Annotated in this window: 16 protein-coding genes and 3 tRNA genes; 8 read left to right on the top strand and 11 right to left on the bottom strand. The window is 70.2% G+C overall.

Going from position 1 to position 16,124, the window contains the following annotated elements; all coding sequences use genetic code 11:
* Positions 1–10 precede the first annotated feature (10 nt).
* Together ABT130_RS09840 and ABT130_RS09835 are read left to right on the top strand one after the other, a co-directional pair.
* The gene (locus tag ABT130_RS09840) at positions 11–244 is read left to right on the top strand and encodes an Lrp/AsnC family transcriptional regulator (RefSeq protein WP_350914801.1); all 234 of its coding nucleotides are present in this window, start codon (positions 11–13) and stop codon (positions 242–244) included.
* Positions 245–272: 28 nt separating this feature from the next.
* Positions 273–719: a DUF3515 family protein gene (locus ABT130_RS09835; RefSeq protein ID WP_350914799.1), complete on the top strand. Its 447-nt coding sequence runs from the start codon at positions 273–275 to the stop codon at positions 717–719.
* Here the strand turns inward: ABT130_RS09835 and ABT130_RS09830 are convergent.
* From ABT130_RS09830 to ABT130_RS09815, 4 genes are all read right to left on the bottom strand, one after another.
* The gene (locus ABT130_RS09830; RefSeq protein ID WP_350914797.1) at positions 702–1,811 is read right to left on the bottom strand and encodes a D-alanine--D-alanine ligase family protein; all 1,110 of its coding nucleotides are present in this window, start codon (positions 1,809–1,811) and stop codon (positions 702–704) included. The two genes, ABT130_RS09835 and ABT130_RS09830, sit on opposite strands and share 18 nt — an antisense overlap.
* A 50-nt stretch (positions 1,812–1,861) precedes the next feature.
* On the bottom strand, positions 1,862–3,088 hold the full coding sequence (locus tag ABT130_RS09825; RefSeq protein WP_350954340.1) for a trans-sulfuration enzyme family protein: 1,227 nt from the start codon (positions 3,086–3,088) through the stop codon (positions 1,862–1,864).
* Positions 3,089–3,104: 16 nt separating this feature from the next.
* Entirely contained in the window at positions 3,105–4,115 is a 1,011-nt protein-coding gene (locus ABT130_RS09820; RefSeq protein WP_350914793.1) for an NAD(P)H-dependent glycerol-3-phosphate dehydrogenase, read from the bottom strand.
* Positions 4,116–4,407: 292 nt separating this feature from the next.
* A complete protein-coding gene (locus tag ABT130_RS09815) occupies positions 4,408–5,121 on the bottom strand; it encodes a lysophospholipid acyltransferase family protein (RefSeq protein WP_350954338.1) in 714 nt (237 codons plus the stop codon).
* A gap of 67 nt (positions 5,122–5,188) precedes the next feature.
* Between ABT130_RS09815 and cofC the strand changes: the two genes are divergently transcribed.
* Together cofC and ABT130_RS09805 are read left to right on the top strand one after the other, a co-directional pair.
* Positions 5,189–5,866 (top strand): 2-phospho-L-lactate guanylyltransferase, encoded by a 678-nt coding sequence (cofC, locus tag ABT130_RS09810; protein ID WP_350954336.1) that lies wholly within the window; start codon positions 5,189–5,191, stop codon positions 5,864–5,866.
* Positions 5,867–5,928: 62 nt separating this feature from the next.
* Complete coding sequence (locus ABT130_RS09805; RefSeq protein WP_350914787.1) at positions 5,929–6,135, top strand: hypothetical protein; 207 nt, start codon at positions 5,929–5,931, stop codon at positions 6,133–6,135.
* Between the two features lie 201 nt (positions 6,136–6,336).
* On the opposite strand, the gene ABT130_RS09800 is transcribed toward ABT130_RS09805, so the two are convergent.
* The 4 genes from ABT130_RS09800 to leuC form a co-directional block, all read right to left on the bottom strand.
* Complete coding sequence (locus ABT130_RS09800; RefSeq protein ID WP_350914785.1) at positions 6,337–6,636, bottom strand: HU family DNA-binding protein; 300 nt, start codon at positions 6,634–6,636, stop codon at positions 6,337–6,339.
* A gap of 161 nt (positions 6,637–6,797) precedes the next feature.
* Positions 6,798–7,052 carry an SCO5555 family protein gene (locus ABT130_RS09795; protein ID WP_350914783.1) on the bottom strand — a complete coding sequence of 85 codons (255 nt, stop codon included), beginning with the start codon at positions 7,050–7,052 and terminating at the stop codon, positions 6,798–6,800.
* Positions 7,031–7,618 (bottom strand): 3-isopropylmalate dehydratase small subunit, encoded by a 588-nt coding sequence (gene leuD / locus ABT130_RS09790; RefSeq protein ID WP_350914781.1) that lies wholly within the window; start codon positions 7,616–7,618, stop codon positions 7,031–7,033. The genes ABT130_RS09795 and leuD overlap by 22 nt, the downstream gene beginning before the upstream one ends.
* Before the next feature lie 12 nt (positions 7,619–7,630).
* Positions 7,631–9,007 carry a 3-isopropylmalate dehydratase large subunit gene (leuC, locus tag ABT130_RS09785; RefSeq protein ID WP_350914779.1) on the bottom strand — a complete coding sequence of 459 codons (1,377 nt, stop codon included), beginning with the start codon at positions 9,005–9,007 and terminating at the stop codon, positions 7,631–7,633.
* 70 nt (positions 9,008–9,077) lie between these two features.
* Here leuC and ABT130_RS09780 point away from each other — a divergent pair, with 70 nt between their 5' ends.
* Positions 9,078–9,794 carry an IclR family transcriptional regulator gene (locus ABT130_RS09780; RefSeq protein WP_030913609.1) on the top strand — a complete coding sequence of 239 codons (717 nt, stop codon included), beginning with the start codon at positions 9,078–9,080 and terminating at the stop codon, positions 9,792–9,794.
* 79 nt (positions 9,795–9,873) lie between these two features.
* Positions 9,874–11,610: a hypothetical protein gene (locus tag ABT130_RS09775; RefSeq protein ID WP_350954334.1), complete on the top strand. Its 1,737-nt coding sequence runs from the start codon at positions 9,874–9,876 to the stop codon at positions 11,608–11,610.
* A 281-nt stretch (positions 11,611–11,891) separates the two neighbouring features.
* Here ABT130_RS09775 and ABT130_RS09770 read toward each other — a convergent pair.
* The 3 genes from ABT130_RS09770 to ABT130_RS09760 all read right to left on the bottom strand — a co-directional run bounded on the left by ABT130_RS09770 (position 11,892) and on the right by ABT130_RS09760 (position 12,187).
* Positions 11,892–11,964 (bottom strand) — tRNA-Glu (locus tag ABT130_RS09770).
* A 13-nt stretch (positions 11,965–11,977) separates the two neighbouring features.
* A tRNA-Glu gene (locus ABT130_RS09765) sits at positions 11,978–12,053 on the bottom strand.
* Between the two features lie 62 nt (positions 12,054–12,115).
* Positions 12,116–12,187: transfer RNA gene (locus tag ABT130_RS09760), tRNA-Gln, on the bottom strand.
* Between the two features lie 174 nt (positions 12,188–12,361).
* On the opposite strand from ABT130_RS09760, the gene ABT130_RS09755 reads away from it, so the two are divergent.
* On the top strand, positions 12,362–14,341 hold the full coding sequence (locus ABT130_RS09755) for a M3 family metallopeptidase (protein WP_350954332.1): 1,980 nt from the start codon (positions 12,362–12,364) through the stop codon (positions 14,339–14,341).
* A 94-nt stretch (positions 14,342–14,435) separates the two neighbouring features.
* Positions 14,436–16,124: a carboxylesterase/lipase family protein gene (locus ABT130_RS09750; protein WP_350954331.1), complete on the top strand. Its 1,689-nt coding sequence runs from the start codon at positions 14,436–14,438 to the stop codon at positions 16,122–16,124.

The following is a 16,124-nucleotide window of genomic DNA, read 5'->3' as shown; positions in this document are numbered from 1 at the left end:
GGAGGTCGTTGTGGTGCAGGCCTACATCCTTATTCAGACCGAGGTCGGCAAGGCCGCGAACGTGGCTTTGGAGATCTCCGGCATCTCTGGTGTCACCCAGGCCGAGGACGTCACCGGGCCCTACGACGTGATAGTGCGGGCGGAGGCCCGCAACGTCGATGAGCTGGGAAAGCTCGTGGTGGCGCAGATTCAGGGTGTGGAGGGGATCACGCGTACACTGACGTGTCCCATCGTCCACATCTGAGTCCGTATCTGACCGTCGGGAACGTGACATGCCACTGCGGTTCACCCGCCTGGCGGGGTGCGCCTGCGCCCTGCTGATCCTGGCGGGATGCGGCGGCGCCGTCCGGGTCGAGCCGCCCGTCCCCGAGGGGCCCGCCGCCGCCGCGTGCCAGGCGCTCGCCGAGCGGCTCCCGCGGAGGCTCGACGGCGCGGACCGGGTCGAGTCCACCCCCGCCTCCCCCTACGTCGCCGTGTGGGGGCAGGGCCGCATCGCCCTGCGCTGCGGGGTGCCGCGGCCGGTGACCATGTCGCCCACCGACCAGGTTCCCGAGATCAACGAAGTGGCGTGGTACGCCGACCCGGCCCGACCGACGCTGTTCACGTCGATCGGCAGGGCGGCCTACGTCGAGGTGACGGTCGCGCGGGAGCACACCCCGCAGAGCGTGCTGGCCGATCTCGCGGCACCGATCAAGGCAGCGCTACCGCAGACCGGGTGAGCGGTGCAGCGCGAGCTGGATCAGCCGGTCGACCAGCTCCGGGTAGGGCACCCCGGTGGCGGCCCAGAGCTGCGGCGCGACCGACATCGCGGTGAAGCCGGGCATGGTGTTGATCTCGTTGACGATCAGTCGCCCGTCGGTGGTGTAGAAGAAGTCGACCCGCGACAGGCCCTCGCAGCCCAGCGCCTCGAAGGCGCGCACGGCCATCGCCCGCAGCTGCTCGGCCGTCTCCTCGGGGATGTCCGCGGGCACCGACAGGGACATGTCGCTCCCGATGTACTTGGCCTCGAAGTCGAAGAACTCGTGGTCTCCGTGGACCAGTACCTCACCGGGCATGCTGGCGCGAGGCGCCTCGTCGCCCGGCGACTCCAGCACGGCGCACTCGATCTCGCGGCCGGTGATCGCGGCCTCGACCAGCACCTTGGGGTCGTGCTCGCGGGCGAACTCGATGGCCCGCTCAAGCTCCTCCAGGTCGGCGGCCTTGGAGATGCCCTGGCTGGACCCGGCGCGGGCGGGCTTGACGAAGACCGGCCAGCCGAGCTCCTGGACCTCCTTGAGCACCCGGCCGCGGTCGGTCCGCCAGTCGCGGTCGCGGATCGCGACATACGGCCCGACGGGCAGGCCCGAGGCGGCGAGGACCATCTTCATGTACGCCTTGTCCATGCCGACGGAGCTGGCCAGCACCCCGGAGCCGACATAGCGGACCCCGGCCATCTCCAGCAGCCCCTGGATGGTGCCGTCCTCGGCGAAGGGGCCGTGCATCACCGGGAAGACGACGTCGACGTGGCCGAGCTCGACGGGAATGCTGCCGGGGTCGTACGCCACCAGCGCGCCACTACCGGATGTCAGCGCCAGCGTCGCGCTCGCCGCGTCGACGGCGGGCAACTCGCCGCTCTCGATCCCGTACTGCTGCTCCCCGGAGGCGAGCACCCACCGGCCGTCCTGGGCGATCCCGATCGGGACCACCTCGTACTTGGACCTGTCGATGACCTCCAGCACGCTTCCCGCTCCGAGAATGGAGACGGCATGCTCGGAATTGCGACCGCCGAAGACGACGGCGACTCTCGGTAGAGGTTCGTGCTGCTCACTCATGATGCCCGAATCTACCCCCTGTTAGGGGGCAATCCGGCTGTTAGACGCGCCTATCTACTCGATGCGGGTAGTGAGTCGAGTGCCTTGGTCACATCCATGATGAGATCTTCCGCGTCCTCAAGCCCGATGGAGAACCGGACGGCCGCCTCATCGATCCCCGCCGCCCCGCCGAGCCGCCGGTGGGTGGTCGAGGCCACGTGCGCGGCCTTGGTGTGGATTCCTCCGGCGGAGGGGGCGATCGAGGCGAGCCTGAGGGCGTCGGCCAGGGCCACGCCGGCGTCGTAGCCACCGCGCGGAGTGATCGTCACACAGGCGCCGTACCTGGTGCCCTCGGGCCCCGAGTCGAACAGGTGCCTGGCGAGCTGGTGTCCGGGGTGTCCCGGCAGCCCCGGGTAGTCGACCCGGCGCACGGCGGGGTGCTTGGCCACGGCCGCGGCGAAGACCATCGCGGTGGAGCACATCCGGCGGACCCGCAGCGGCAGGGTCGCGAGCCCCCGGCGGAGCAGGAAGGCGTCATCGGGGGAGAGCGTGCCCCCGGTGTCGATCCTGACCTCGCGCAGCTGGGCGATCAGGTCGGGACGGCCCACCGCGACGCCCCCGGCGCAGTCGTCATGGCCGCCGAGATACGTGGTCGCGGAGTGGATCACCAGGTCGGCGCCGTGTTCCAGGGGACGGCACACGATCGGGGTGGCGAAGGTGGAGTCGACCACCAGCAGTGCCCCCGCGGCGCGGGCGATCCGGTAGAGGCCGCGGATGTCGGAGACCGCCATGGTCGGGTTGGAGAGCGTCTCCGCATAGATGATCTTCGTGTTGGGCCTGATCGCCGCCTGCACCCTGGTCAGGTCGTCGTAGCCGACGAAGTCCACGCTGACCCCGAACCTGGACAGCACGTTGGTGATCAGCGAGTGGGTCCCGCCGTACAGCGGGGTGGGTGCCACGAGGTGCGCGCCCGCGCGCAGGAACGTCATCAGGACGGCGTTGACGGCGGCCATCCCCGAGGCGAACGCCTGCCCGGCCACGTCCTCGGGCGCCGCGGCCCCCTCCAGAGAGGCCACCGCCGAGGCGAACGCGGCGGTGGTGGGGTTGTCGATCCGGCCGTAGGCGTGGCCGGAACCCTTCACCTCCAGCACCTCGGCGTACTCGGCGGAGTCGCCGAAACCCCAGGCGGAGCTGCGCCACACGGGAAGGCCGAGGGGTCTCTGCGAGGGCGGCTCGGGAGCCGGCAGGTGCACCGACCGGGTGTTCTCCCCCCTGCGCCTGCGCATCCGTCTGTTCATGGGCCACACCGTGTCTTCACAGGCCGTACCGTTCCGGCTTGGGAGTCCGCGACATCAGGAGCACCGCGGCCTCGCTGGGAGGCATTGCGTCATGGACGACGGCCACCACCACTTCGGTGATCGGCATCTCCACGTCGTGCTTTTTGGCCAGTTCGAGCACCGACTCGCAGGATTTGACCCCCTCGGCGGTCTGTTTCGTGGCGGCGATGACCTCGGCCAGGGTCATGCCCCGCCCTAGATTCTCCCCGAAAGTACGGTTCCGCGACAATGGGGAGGTACAGGTCGCCACCAGATCGCCCATGCCGGCCAGCCCCGCGAAGGTGTGCGGGTCCGCGCCGAGTGCCGTGCCCAGCCTGGAGATCTCGGCCAGCCCGCGCGTCATCAGCATCGCCCCGACGTTGTCGCCCAGCCCCATCCCCGCCGAGATGCCGACCGCGAGGGCGATCACGTTCTTGACGGCCCCGCCGAGTTCGACCCCCACGACGTCGGGGTTGGTGTAGGGGCGGAACCAGGGCGGCAGGTAGCAGGCCTCCTGGAGGCGTTCCATCGCCCGCTCGTCGGTGCAGGCGACCACGGTGGCGGCGGGCTGGCCCCGGACGATCTCCCCGGCCAGGTTGGGCCCCGACACCACCGCGACCCGCTCCTGAGGCACCCCGGCGACCTCGCAGATCACCTCGCTCATCCGCTTGGTGGTGCCCAGCTCGATGCCCTTCATCAGGCTGACCAGCACCGCCTCCGGCGGCAGGTCCGGCTTCCAGCGGGTCAGGTTCTCCCTCAGGGTCTGGGAGGGCACCGCGAGCACCACGAAGTCGGCGCCGTCGAGAGCCTCGGCCGGGTCGGTCGTGGCGCGCAGCGTCTCGGGCAGCACCGTGCCCGGCAGGTAGACGGGGTTCTCGTGCCGCCGGTCGATCGCCTCGACGACCTCCGCGCTGCGGCCCCACAGGATCGTCCGGGTGCCCGCCCCCGCGAGGATCATGCTGAAGGTCGTTCCCCACGAACCCGTGCCGAATACAGCCGCCTTGGTCATCGGTTCTCCTTGGGCGTGGAAACCTCCGCCTCCGGGCGGGGGAGAAAACGCGGCGCGATGCCGTACGGTTCGGTACCGTGTCCGGCGGTGGCGATAACCGGGCCACTACGGGCGTGACCGGCTAGGTCCTCACCGCCGGGCTGGCGGAGAGGTGAAACGCCTGTGGAGCTGGTGTAGGACCTCAAGGGTTTTCTCCTGGCGGGCGACCGGCGGTGAATCAGGAACTCTCACGGGCGACCGTGGGAATCCCCTCCCTTCGGGGAGGGGAGGATGTCAACACCGTACGCCGAAGTCAGTTGTCGGAAGGTCGCTTGAACGGCGCCTTGGGCGCCTTCTCCCCGCGGAGTTCGGCCAGCTGGACCGTGATCGCAGACATGATGTCGGCGGTCGCGGAGCGCAGCACGTCGGCCTGGAGCGGCTGGCCCTGGTACTTCGACAGGTCGACCGGTGGCCCGGTCAGCACGCGGAAGGTCTTGCGTGGCAGCAGGCGGGGCCTTCTGGCACCGTACGGCAGGATCTCCTGGGCCCCCCAGTGCGCGACGGGGATCACCGTCGCACCGGTCTCCAGAGCCAGCCTGGCCGCGCCGGTCTTGCCCTCCATCGGCCAGAGGTCCGGGTCGCGGGTGCAGGTGCCCTCCGGATAGAACATCACGCACGCCCCGGCGGCGAACCGGCGCCGTGACTCCTCCAGCGAGCGCCCCGCGTCAGAGCTCCCCCGATAGACGGGAATGACCTGGAGCGCCCTCAGCAGGGGACCGAGCAGCGGCACCGAGAAGAGACCCGACTTGGCCAGGATCACCGGCCAGCGGCCGTTGTTGTAGAGGAAGTGCGAGATGAGGATCGGATCCAGCCACGACAGGTGGTTGGTCGCCACGATGATCCCGCCCGTCCTGGGCAACCGGTCGCTGCGACGCCAGTCCTTCTTGACCAGGAGCCATGAGATCGGCTTGACGATCGCGACGGCGAAGGCGACCCAGAATCGCGAGGGCCAGCCGGGGCGTCTCATGGGCTCCTCCGTATGAGCGGTTTGCGCACCAAGTCTCCCGGTTGGCTCCCCGGGATGTCGAGGCGAGATGCTTAACGCTATGGCTGCTCAGGAAAGTTCCGCCTGGACCCTTGTCGTCCCGGTCAAAACGCTGGTCGCCGCCAAGACCCGCCTGTCCGCGGCGGCGGGCCCGCACCGGGCCGCGCTGGCCGTGGCGATCGCCTGTGACACCGTCGAGGCGGCGCTGAGGTGCGCGCTCGTCACGCGGGTGGTCGTGGTGACGGGTGACCCCGTGGCCGCCGAGGCGCTCGGCGGGGTCGGCGCGCACGTGGTCGGCGACCCGGAGGCGGGGCTGAACGCCGCCCTGCGACACGGCGCCCTGGAAGCGGTACGGCTGGCGCCCGGCGACGCCGTCGGCGCCCTCCAGGCCGACCTCCCCGCCCTCCGCCCCGCTGAGCTGGCCCGCGTGCTGACCGCCGCCGCGGAGTTCGACCAGATGTTCCTGCCCGACGCCTCCGAGATCGGCACGACCTTCTACGGCGTACGGCCCGGTATGCCGTTCACGCCGGGGTTCGGCGGCGAGTCGCGGGACCGGCACCTGCGGCGCGGCGCCAAGGAGCTCTGCGTGGCGGGGGTGGAGTCGGTCCGCCATGACGTGGACACCCCGGACGATCTCCGCCGGGCGCTGGTCCTGGGCGTCGGCCCCCGCACGCTGGCCATGGCGGAAAGGATCGCGCTGTCCGGCGGGTCTTCGCAGCCGGAGTAACGCGACAGGGACCGATAGCCCCGGTTCGGGCGGGATTCCCGTCCGGAGGCTACCCTGGGCGTGTGCAGGCGACGGTGCGGAGCTTCGAGGAGGCGACCCGGTCGGGGTCGGTCTTCCTGGACGACGGGACCGAGATCCCGTTCGGCGCGGCGGCGTTCGACGCGGGGCCGCTCCGGCTGCTCAGGGCGGGTCAGCGGGTCAACATCGTCATGGACGGCGACGACGTCGCCTACATCACCCTCTCGACCTTCCCCGTACCCGGCCGGTGAGGCGGCCGGGAAACCGGCTTCCCTGACGGCCCGAGCCGAAATCATCTCCGTGGCGCCCGCCGGCGAATCCGGTGAACGTGACCGAACACCGCACGGGGCACTTTCGGCGGCCCCGGCAGGGGATCGGGATCCGGCCGGCGCCGGCCGGGAAGCCGGACGCCCGGGCTCCCGCTTCGGGAGTCCGGGCGCCTAGGCCGAAGCCTATTTCTTCTTCGCTGCCTTCTTGCCGCCGTTGTTGACGAGTTCCTTGAAGTCGGAACCGGGCCGGAATTTCGGCCCCCAACTCTCGGCGACGTGGATCTCGGCACCCGTCGAGGGGTTGCGGGCGGTGCGGGCCGGCTTGTGCACCATCTCAAAGGCACCGAACCCCGTGATCGAGACCTTGTCGCCACTCGCGACGGTGGCCTGGATCGTGTCGAGCACCGCGTTCACGGCTTCGGTGGCCGTCTTCTTGTCGCCCACCCGATCCGCGATGGCGTCGACGAGTTCCTTTTTGTTCATAAGGTTGCTCCCCCTGCTTACCGATGTCCGGGAGTGGGTCACGGGGCAGAAAACCCGTCTCACCCGATTTGTCACGGCGAGGGGTCTCATCACAGATCTCATCAACGATCACGATGAGAAACCCCCTGCTCGCTTGAAATTAGGGGACGGAGCCGTATGACTCAATCACCTTCCGCAATGTTTCCAGTGCTCGGCGTATCTGAAACCAAGACATCAATACTGAGAAGGAACAAATCAAGACGCCCTGTGGCGTGATCGAGGTCGCGCTTGGCCATATCGCAGATGGCCAGCAGGCGCCTGGTGAGACGTTTTCTCTCCTCGACGGAGACATGCAGGGACCGGACGCGGCGGTGCGCCTCGCGCAGCCGCCACGCCAGCTCGTCCTCTGAACTCGTCAGACGGTCGTCGGCAGCCATGGCTGCCGACCATTCTCGTATGTCCCGATGGCATCGGCGTTGCGCAGGGTCAGCCCGATGTCGTCCAGGCCCTCCATCAGCCGCCAGCGCGTGTAGTCGTCGATCTCGAAGGCGACGGCCTCCGCGCCCCAGCGGACCTGGCGTCCCGCCAGGTCAACGGTGATCTCAAGGGTCGGGTCCGCCTCGACCGCGGCCTGCAGCGCCTCGACGATCCCGCCCGGCAGGACGACCGGGAGCAGGCCCATCTTGGTGGAATTATTACGGAAGATGTCTCCGAAACGGGCCGCGATCACGACGCGGAAGCCGTACTGCTGCAGGGCCCAGACCGCGTGCTCGCGGGAGGAGCCGGTGCCGAAGTCGGGGCCGGCCAGCAGGATCGTGGCGCCCTCGTGAACGGGGTTGTTCAGGACGAAGCCGGGGTCCTCACGCCAGGCGGAGAACAGGCCCTTCTCGAACCCGGTCCTGCTGACCTGCTTGAGCCAGACGGCGGGGATGATCTGGTCGGTGTCCACGTTGCTGCGGCGCAGCGGCACGGCCCGGCCGGTGTGGGTGGTGAACGCTTCCATCGCGAGGACTCCTTACAGGTCGGCGGGCGCGGTGAGTTTGCCGGTGACGGCGGTCGCGGCGGCGACCTGCGGGGACACGAGGTGGGTACGGCCGCCCTTGCCCTGCCGCCCCTCGAAGTTGCGGTTGGAGGTCGAGGCGCTGCGCTCGCCGGGGGCGAGGGTGTCGGGGTTCATCCCCAGGCACATGGAACAGCCGGCCTCGCGCCATTCGGCGCCCGCGGCCTTGAAGACCTCGTGCAGCCCCTCCTGCTCGGCCTGGAGCTTGACCAGCATCGAACCGGGCACGATCAGCGTGCGCGTCACGACCTGGCGCCCGCGCAGCACCTCGGCCGCGGCGCGCAGGTCCTCCAGCCTGCCGTTGGTGCAGGAGCCCACGAAGACCGTGTCGACCTTGACCTCGCGGAGCGGGGTGCCCGCGGTCAGGCCCATGTACTCCAGGGCACGCGCGGCGGCGGCCGGGTCGTCGGTGTCCTCGGGACGGGGCACGGACGTGCCCAGCGGGGCGCCCTGGCCCGGGTTGGTGCCCCAGGTGACGAACGGGGTCAGCGTCGTGGCGTCGATCTCCACGACGGCGTCGAAGACCGCGTCCTCGTCGCTGACCAGCGACTTCCAGTACTCGACCGCGGCGTCCCAGTCGGCACCGGACGGCGCGTGGGGACGGCCCTTGAGATATTCGAAGGTGGTCTCGTCCGGGGCGATCATGCCCGCGCGGGCACCCGCCTCGATGGACATGTTGCAGACCGTCATCCGGCCCTCCATGGAGAGCCTGCGGATGGCCTCGCCCCGGTACTCGACGATGTAGCCCTGGCCGCCGCCGGTGCCGATCTTGGCGATGATCGCCAGGATCAGGTCCTTGGCGGTGACGCCGGGGGGCAGCTCGCCGGAGACCTCGATGGCCATGGTCTTCGGCCGGTAGGCGGGCAGCGTCTGGGTGGCCAGCACGTGCTCCACCTCGGAGGTGCCGATGCCGAACGCGATGCCGCCGAAGGCGCCGTGGGTGGAGGTGTGAGAATCACCACACACGATCGTCATGCCGGGCTGGGTCAGGCCGAACTGCGGGCCGATGATGTGGACCACGCCCTGCCCCGCGTCACCCATCGGGTGCAGCCGGACACCGAACTCCGCACAGTTCTTACGCAGCGTCTCCACCTGCGTCCGCGACACCAGGTCGTTGATCGGACCGCGTACGGTCGGGACGTTGTGGTCCTCGGTGGCGATGGTGAGGTCGGGCCGCCTGACGGGGCGACCCGCCATGCGCAGGCCGTCGAACGCCTGCGGGCTCGTGACCTCGTGAACGAGGTGAAGGTCGATGTAGAGCAGGTCGGGTTCTCCCTCCGCACGTCGCACGACGTGCTGCTCCCAGACCTTCTCCGCGAGCGTGCGGCCCATGTCGCCTCCTTGCGATCGGCTATCCCGCACCCACTTGCTTTCTCATATGTCGAGACGGCAGTATCGGTGTATGGACAACTCTAGCGGAGTCGGCGTACTGGACAAGGCCGTCCTCGTGCTCAACGCCCTTGAAGCCGGCCCGGCGTCCCTCGCACAACTCGTCCACGCCACCGGCCTGGCCCGCCCCACCGCCCACCGGCTGGCCGTCGCTCTGGAGCACCACCGCATCGTCTCCCGCGACACCCAGGGCCGTTTCGTCCTGGGCCCCCGCCTGTCCGAGCTGTCCACCGCCGCCGGCGAGGACAGGCTGCTGGCCGTCGCCTCACCGGTTCTCACCCAGCTGAGAGACCTGACCGGGGAGAGCGCGCAACTCTACCGGCGCCAGGGTGACGAGCGGGTCTGCGTGGCCGCCGCCGAGCGTGCCAGCGGACTGCGCGACACCGTGCCGGTCGGCTCGGCCCTGCCGATGCTCGCGGGGTCCGCGGCGCAGATCCTGCTCGCCTGGGAGGAGCCCGACCGCCTGCACCGGGGCCTGCGCGGGGCCAAGTTCACCGCGGCCACGCTCGCGAGCGTGCGGCGCAGGGGCTGGGCGCACAGCGTCGGCGAGCGCGAGCAGGGCGTGGCCAGCGTCTCGGCGCCGATCAGGGGCGCGGGCGGCAAGGTGGTCGCCGCGGTGTCGGTCTCCGGCCCGATCGAGCGTCTGACCCGCACCCCCGGCAGACTGCACGCCGCCCCCGTGGTCACCGCCGCCGAGCGGATCACCGAGTCGATGCGCCGCGCCAACTGACCTCCGCGGCGGCTGACACCGATCGACCTGTGGGCGATATGAGGAGGCGAGCACCCCTGCGGCCCCCTAGGCTGGGCAGGTGACAGATCGCATCGAGGCAGCCGCGGCTGAACTGCGTCCCCTGCTCCAGAACTTCATCCTGTGGGCGCGTGAGAACGCGCCCGGCAGCGATTCCAACCTGGTCGGCTCTGTCGCGCTGTGGCACCGGCTGATCGCCTCCGACGACGTCGGCCGGTGGAGGCAGTCCGACCTGCGCACGGTTCTCCTCGACCGGATGCCCCAGGTCGTCGAGGATCCGGACGCCGCCGCCGACGGCATGGTGCCCGCGGTCCGTGCCTATCTGACCTTCCTGTCGGAGTCCGACCGCCTGGCCAAGGGCTCCGCCCCGCTGGGGGACCTGCTCGCCGAGCTCGACCGCCTTGAGGACGACTTCGTCGACGCCATGGAGGATCTCGTCGTCGAGGAGGATGAGGACGACGAGTACGACGAGGAGTCCGAGGGGCTCGGTGACTTCGAGCCGTTCGCCGACGAGCTCTCCGAGCTGCCGACGATCAGGCTCCGCCCGGACTCCGAGCTGGCCGAGGCCACCCGCAGGACACCCCTGATCTCCAAGGCCCGCGACCTCGCGATCTGGGTCGGTTCTGAGCGCCGGGTGGGCGAGACGAGCCTGCTCGACGACACCGAGATCACCGAGGCCCTGGCCGTCCTCGGCATCCCGCTTCCCGAGAAGGGCGACAAGTCGCTGGCCGACTCCGTCCCCGCGCTCTGGAACATCTGGAACCTCGCGATCGACCTCGACTTCCTCCAGCCCGAGGGGGAGGACACGGTCAGCATCGACGCCGACACCGCGGAGTGGCCCTTCGAGGAGGACGACGACGCCCTTGACGCGTGGATGGCCGGTCTGCACTCCATCGACTACGGCGACCCGGAGCTGGCGGACGAGGAGGCCACGATCGCCCTGTCCGGGCTGACCAGGGCGCTGCTGGTCCGGGTGCTGCTGGCGACCGGCTCCAAGCCGCTGGCCGAGCTCCGCACCGAGCTGGCCGAGGCCGCCGCCGAGTACGACGACCTGGGCGCGGAGGCCTGGGCCGCCGCCACCGCGCAGTACGGCGACCCGCTCAACCCGGTGCTCGACTGGCTGGCCGGGTACGGCATGGTCGAGGTCGAGCACGACCAGGTGCGGCTGACCCCGCTCGGCATGGAGGGCGTGGTCCACCTCGTGGACGAGGCCGACATCGAGCTGGACGCCCGGCCCGCCATCGACGCGATGACGGCCCTGGACCTGCTCTCCTTCGGCTCCGAGCTGCCCGAGGAGGAGGCGGACGCCGAGTTCGAGGCCTGGATGGAGCTGCGCGCCCCCGAGCAGGCCGCCAGGGACCTGCTGGAGGCCGCGGCCGAGGACGACGCGAACGCGCTGATCCGGGTTCAGGCGGCCAGCATGGTCGGCTCGCTCGGTGAGGTGGCCATACCCGCCTGGCGGGAGGCCCTCGACGAGCCGTCCCTGCGCCCGTACGCGGCCACCCACCTGGCCCAGCTGGGCGTCGAGGACGCTCCCACGCCCACCCAGGCCGACACCCACTGGCTGATCCTCGACATGCTGACCATCTCCGCCGGCCTGGGCCGTCCCGAGTTCGTCAGCAGCCTGGACGACATCGGCAACGTGCCGAACCTGGTCAGCCTGCTCGAAGTGATCTGGAAGGTGCCGCACCCGCACCTGGAGGAGCTGCTGGAGGCGATCGGCAAGGCGCATCCGGACAAGCAGGTGGGCAAGGCCGCCAAGCGTGCCCTGTTCAAGGCCCGCTCGGGGCAGAACTAGGAACGGAACCGGAAAGGGACGGGGCGCCGCCCCGTCCCTTTCCGGTTCCGCCATGGCGGGGAGCGTTCAGCCGCCACCTGGCCGTACATCGGCTGACGGCGGGGGGTTCTTCTCGATCGGGCATGCGTCCGGCGTGCCCGATCTCCCGGGTCGGGAGAGAGTATCCGGCCGCGGCTCCGAGCGGGAGGGCGATCTGAGAGATCCATGCCGGGTGCGGCCTCACCCGCCCCTGAAACGACAAAAACCCCCGGGAACCGTTGCTCCCGGGGGTTTCGCACTTGTAGCCCCGACCGGATTCGAACCGGCGCTACCGCCTTGAGAGGGCGGCGTCCTAGGCCACTAGACGACGGAGCCTTGCGAGAGACAGTGGTAGTCCCGACCGGATTCGAACCGGCGCTACCGCCTTGAGAGGGCGGCGTCCTGGGCCACTAGACGACGGGACCCTACACACTGTCATCAGATTCGGAGGGAGCCGAATCTGCGGCATCTTCCTAAGAAGATGCAGCTGGGGTACCAGGACTCGAACCTAGAACAACTGAACCAGAATCAGCCGTGTTGCCAATTACACCATACCCCACCGCACCGGACTCCCTTGCGGGACTCGCTGGCGCCTCCGAAAGAATAGCCCAGGTTGGGGGTCAAGACCAAAACGATTGCCGACGGCCGAATCGCGGTATCACCGGGCTGCCGCGACGAAGGTCCGCTGTGCGACCCTGCTGAGAGATCCGTCCACCTGAGAGGAGTTCCAGCCTTGGCCGAGAACCCGTTCTTCGAACCCAGCACGCTGCCGTACGGGCTGCCACCGTTCGCCCTGATCAGGGAGGAGCACTACCTTCCCGCCTTCGAACGTGGCATGGCCGACCAGCTGCGCGAGGTGCGGGAGATCGCCGACAACCCGGAGCCCGCGACGTTCGCCAACACGATCGAGGCCCTGGAGCGCTCGGGCCGGATTCTCAAGCGGACCGTGACCGTCTTCAGCAGCATCTCCGCCTCCGACACGACCGACGGCATCCGGGAGATCGAGACCCAGGTCTCCCCCAGGCTGACCCAGCACGCCGACTCCATCCGCCTGGACCGCGCCCTGTACGCCCGGATCGAACAGGTGGCCACAGACGACCCCGAGGAGGCGTGGCTGCTGCAGAAGTACCGCGTCGACTTCGTCAGGGCCGGCGCGGACCTGTCCGAAGGCGACCAGGACCACCTCAGGGCGCTCAACGAGGAACTGACCAGGCTCGCCACGACCTTCTCCCAGAACCTGCTCACGGCCTCCACGGCCTCCGCGCTGGTCGTCGAGGACGTCAAGCAGCTGGACGGGCTCGCCGAGAGCACGATCAAGGCGATCGAGAAGGACGGCAGGTACGTCCTGCCGCTGTTCAACTACACCAATCAGCCCGCGCTGGCCGAGCTGACCGACCGGGAGACCCGCAGGAGGCTGTACGAGCTGTCCGTCGGCCGGGCGCCGGAGAACTTCGAGCTGGCGGCCAGGATGGCGGCGCTCCGCGCCGAGCGGGCGGCCCTGCTCGGCTTTCCCAACCACGCCGCCTACTCCGTCGCCGACCAGACCGCCAAGACCACCGACGCCGTCGAGGAGATGCTCGGCAAGCTGGTGGGCCCCGCGGTGGCCAACGCCCGCCGGGAGGCCGAGGCGCTGAGCGAGCAGGCCGGCTTCCCCCTGGAGCCGTGGGACTGGTCCTTCTACGCCGAGCGGGTGCGCAAGGCCCGCTACGACTTCGACGCCGCCGACCTTCGCCCCTACTTCGAGCTGGACCGGGTGCTGCGGGACGGTGTCTTCCACGCCGCCGGCGAGCTGTACGGGATCACCTTCGCCGACCGGGACGACCTGGCCGGGTACCACCCGGACGTCCGGGTCTTCGAGGTGTCCGACGCGGACGGCTCACCGCTCGGCCTGTTCGTGTTCGACCCGTACGCCCGGCCGACCAAGCGCGGCGGCGCCTGGATGAACAACCTGGTCACCCAGTCGCACCTGTTCGGCGAGCTGCCCGTGGTGATGAACAACCTCAACATCACCAAGCCCTCCGAGGGGCCGACGCTCCTGACGTTCGAGGAGGTCAACACCGCCTTCCATGAGTTCGGCCACGCCCTGCACGGCCTCTTCTCCGACGTGCGCTTCCCCCGGGTCTCCGGCACCGACGTGCCGCGCGACTTCGTGGAGTACCCCTCGCAGGTCAACGAGATGTGGGCCACCTGGCCCTCGATCCTCGCCAACTTCGCCAGGCACCACGAGACCGGCGAGCCGGTGCCCGCGGAGCTCCTGGAGAAGATGAAGGCCGCGGAGAAGTTCAACCAGGGCTTCGCCACCGTCGAGTATCTCGCGGCGGCACTGCTGGACTGGGCCTGGCACAAGCTGGCCGGGGGCGAGACCGTCGAGGACGCCGAGGCGTTCGAGAACGCGGCGCTGGAGCGCGCCGGGATCGCCTACGACCTGGTCCGCACCCGCTATCGGACCAACTACTTCGCGCACATCTTCGTCAGCGGGGTGGGCGGCTACAGCGCCGGCTACTACTCCTACATCTGGAGCGAGGTGCTGGACGCCGAGAGCGTCGACTGGTTCGAGGAGAACGGCGGCCTGACGCGCGGCAACGGTGACCACTTCCGCTCCACCCTGCTGTCGGTCGGCGGCTCGCGGGACGTGATGGACGCCTTCCGCGACTTCCGCGGCCGCGACCCGCGCATCGAGCCCCTGCTGAAGCGCCGCGGCCTGGAGGCATAGCCCTTCGTGCACCGTCCGGGGTGCAGGAAACCACACCCCGGGCGGGAACGCGGCTCCAATGCGCTCCGCCCGGATCTCAAGCACGCTGAAGAGCATGAAACGACCATGGAACAGGACGAGCGCCGCGCTCGTCGCCGGCCTGGCCTGTGCCCTGCCGCTGCTGACGGCGGCCCCGGCGGCCGCGGGCGGTGGGGACACGGCGGCCCGTACCGGCACCGTGCCGCCGAGGGCCACGGCCCCGGCCACCGCGGGCGGCGCGGGCACCACGGTACGTACCGACTCCGGATGGGTGAGGGGCGAGGCCGGTAAGGATCACCTGTCCTTCCAGGGCATCCCGTACGCCGCGCCCCCCGTCGGTGAGCTGCGCTGGCGGTCGCCGCGAGCCGTCACCCCGTGGCAGGGGGTGCGCGACGCCACCGCGCCGGGTGAGCGGTGCGCGCAGACCGCCGACATCTGGGGCCTGCCGGGAAGCGAGGCGGAGGACTGCCTCTACCTCAACGTGACCGCGCCCGCCCCGGCAGGCGGGAAGCGGCCCCGGCCGGTCATGGTGTGGCTGCACGGCGGAAGCCTCACCAAGGGGGCCGGCAGCGACTACGACGCCCGCAGGCTGGCCGTGCGGGGCGATGTCGTGGTGGTGACGGTCAACTACCGGCTGGGCGTCTTCGGATTCTTCGGGTATCCCGGGCTGGAGAACGCGGGAGCGTTCGGGATCGAGGACCAGCAGGCGGCCCTGCGCTGGGTGCGGCGCAACGCGGCGGCGTTCGGCGGCGACCCGCGCAACGTCACCCTGTTCGGCGAGTCCGCGGGGTCGCACTCGGTGTGCGCGCAGCTCGCCTCCCCCTCCGCGGCGGGGCTGTTCCACCGGGCGATCACCCAGAGCAGCCCGTGTGAGGCCGGAAGCTTCGAGGGCACCCCGCTGAGGCCGGTGATGGACATACCGCTCTGGGTGCCCCGAGCCGCCCACGACGGCTATGGACAGGCCCTGGCAGCCGGGCTGGGGTGCGCGGACCCGGAGACCGCGCTCGCCTGCCTGCGGGACAGGCCGGTGGCCGACCTGCTCGCCCAGCAGCCGCTCCCGCTGCCCGCGTACGGTAACGCGGTGCTGCCCGAGGATCCCTCGACGGTGTTCGAGGAGGGCCGCTTCCACCGGGTGCCCATGTTGACGGGCATCACCAGGGACGAGGGCACGCTTTTCACGTCGCTGCTGTTCCCGCCGATGACGGACGGGGAGTACGAGTCCGCGGCCAACGCGAAGTTCGGCGCCGCGGGACCGGACGTGCTGGCCGAGTATCCGCCGGACGCCCACGGCTCACCCCTTCAGGCGGTGGCGGCCGTCATGAGCGACCTGGACTGGGCCTGGCCGGCGCGCGACACCGACCTGCTGTTCGCCCGGCACGTGCCGACCTTCTCCTACGAGTTCACCGACCGGACGGCGCCCCAGCTCTTCCCGCTGCCCAATGGGGTCAGGCCGCTCGCCTCGCACGGGTCCGAGCTGTCGTTCCTGTTCGACGTCGGCTGGAGGTCCGCCCCGCTCACCCCCGAGCAGCGGCGGCTCGGCGACACGATGATCGACTACTGGTCCAGGTTCGCCGCCGTCGGCGACCCGAACCGGCCTGGCCTGCCCACCTGGAGTCGCGTGCGCCCCACCGGCGGCACGCCGTACGTGCAGGGGCTGGCTCCGGGGCGAGGCGGTGTCGCCCCCTTCGACCGGGCCGCGGTTCACCGTCTCGCCTTCTGGGACAGACTCGCCGCACAGGGGACGGAGCCGGCACGCCCCTCCTAG

This window comes from Streptosporangium sp. NPDC001681 (genome assembly GCF_040298085.1).
Taxonomy (GTDB): domain Bacteria; phylum Actinomycetota; class Actinomycetes; order Streptosporangiales; family Streptosporangiaceae; genus Streptosporangium.
This window is presented reverse-complemented; position numbering and strand designations above follow the sequence as displayed.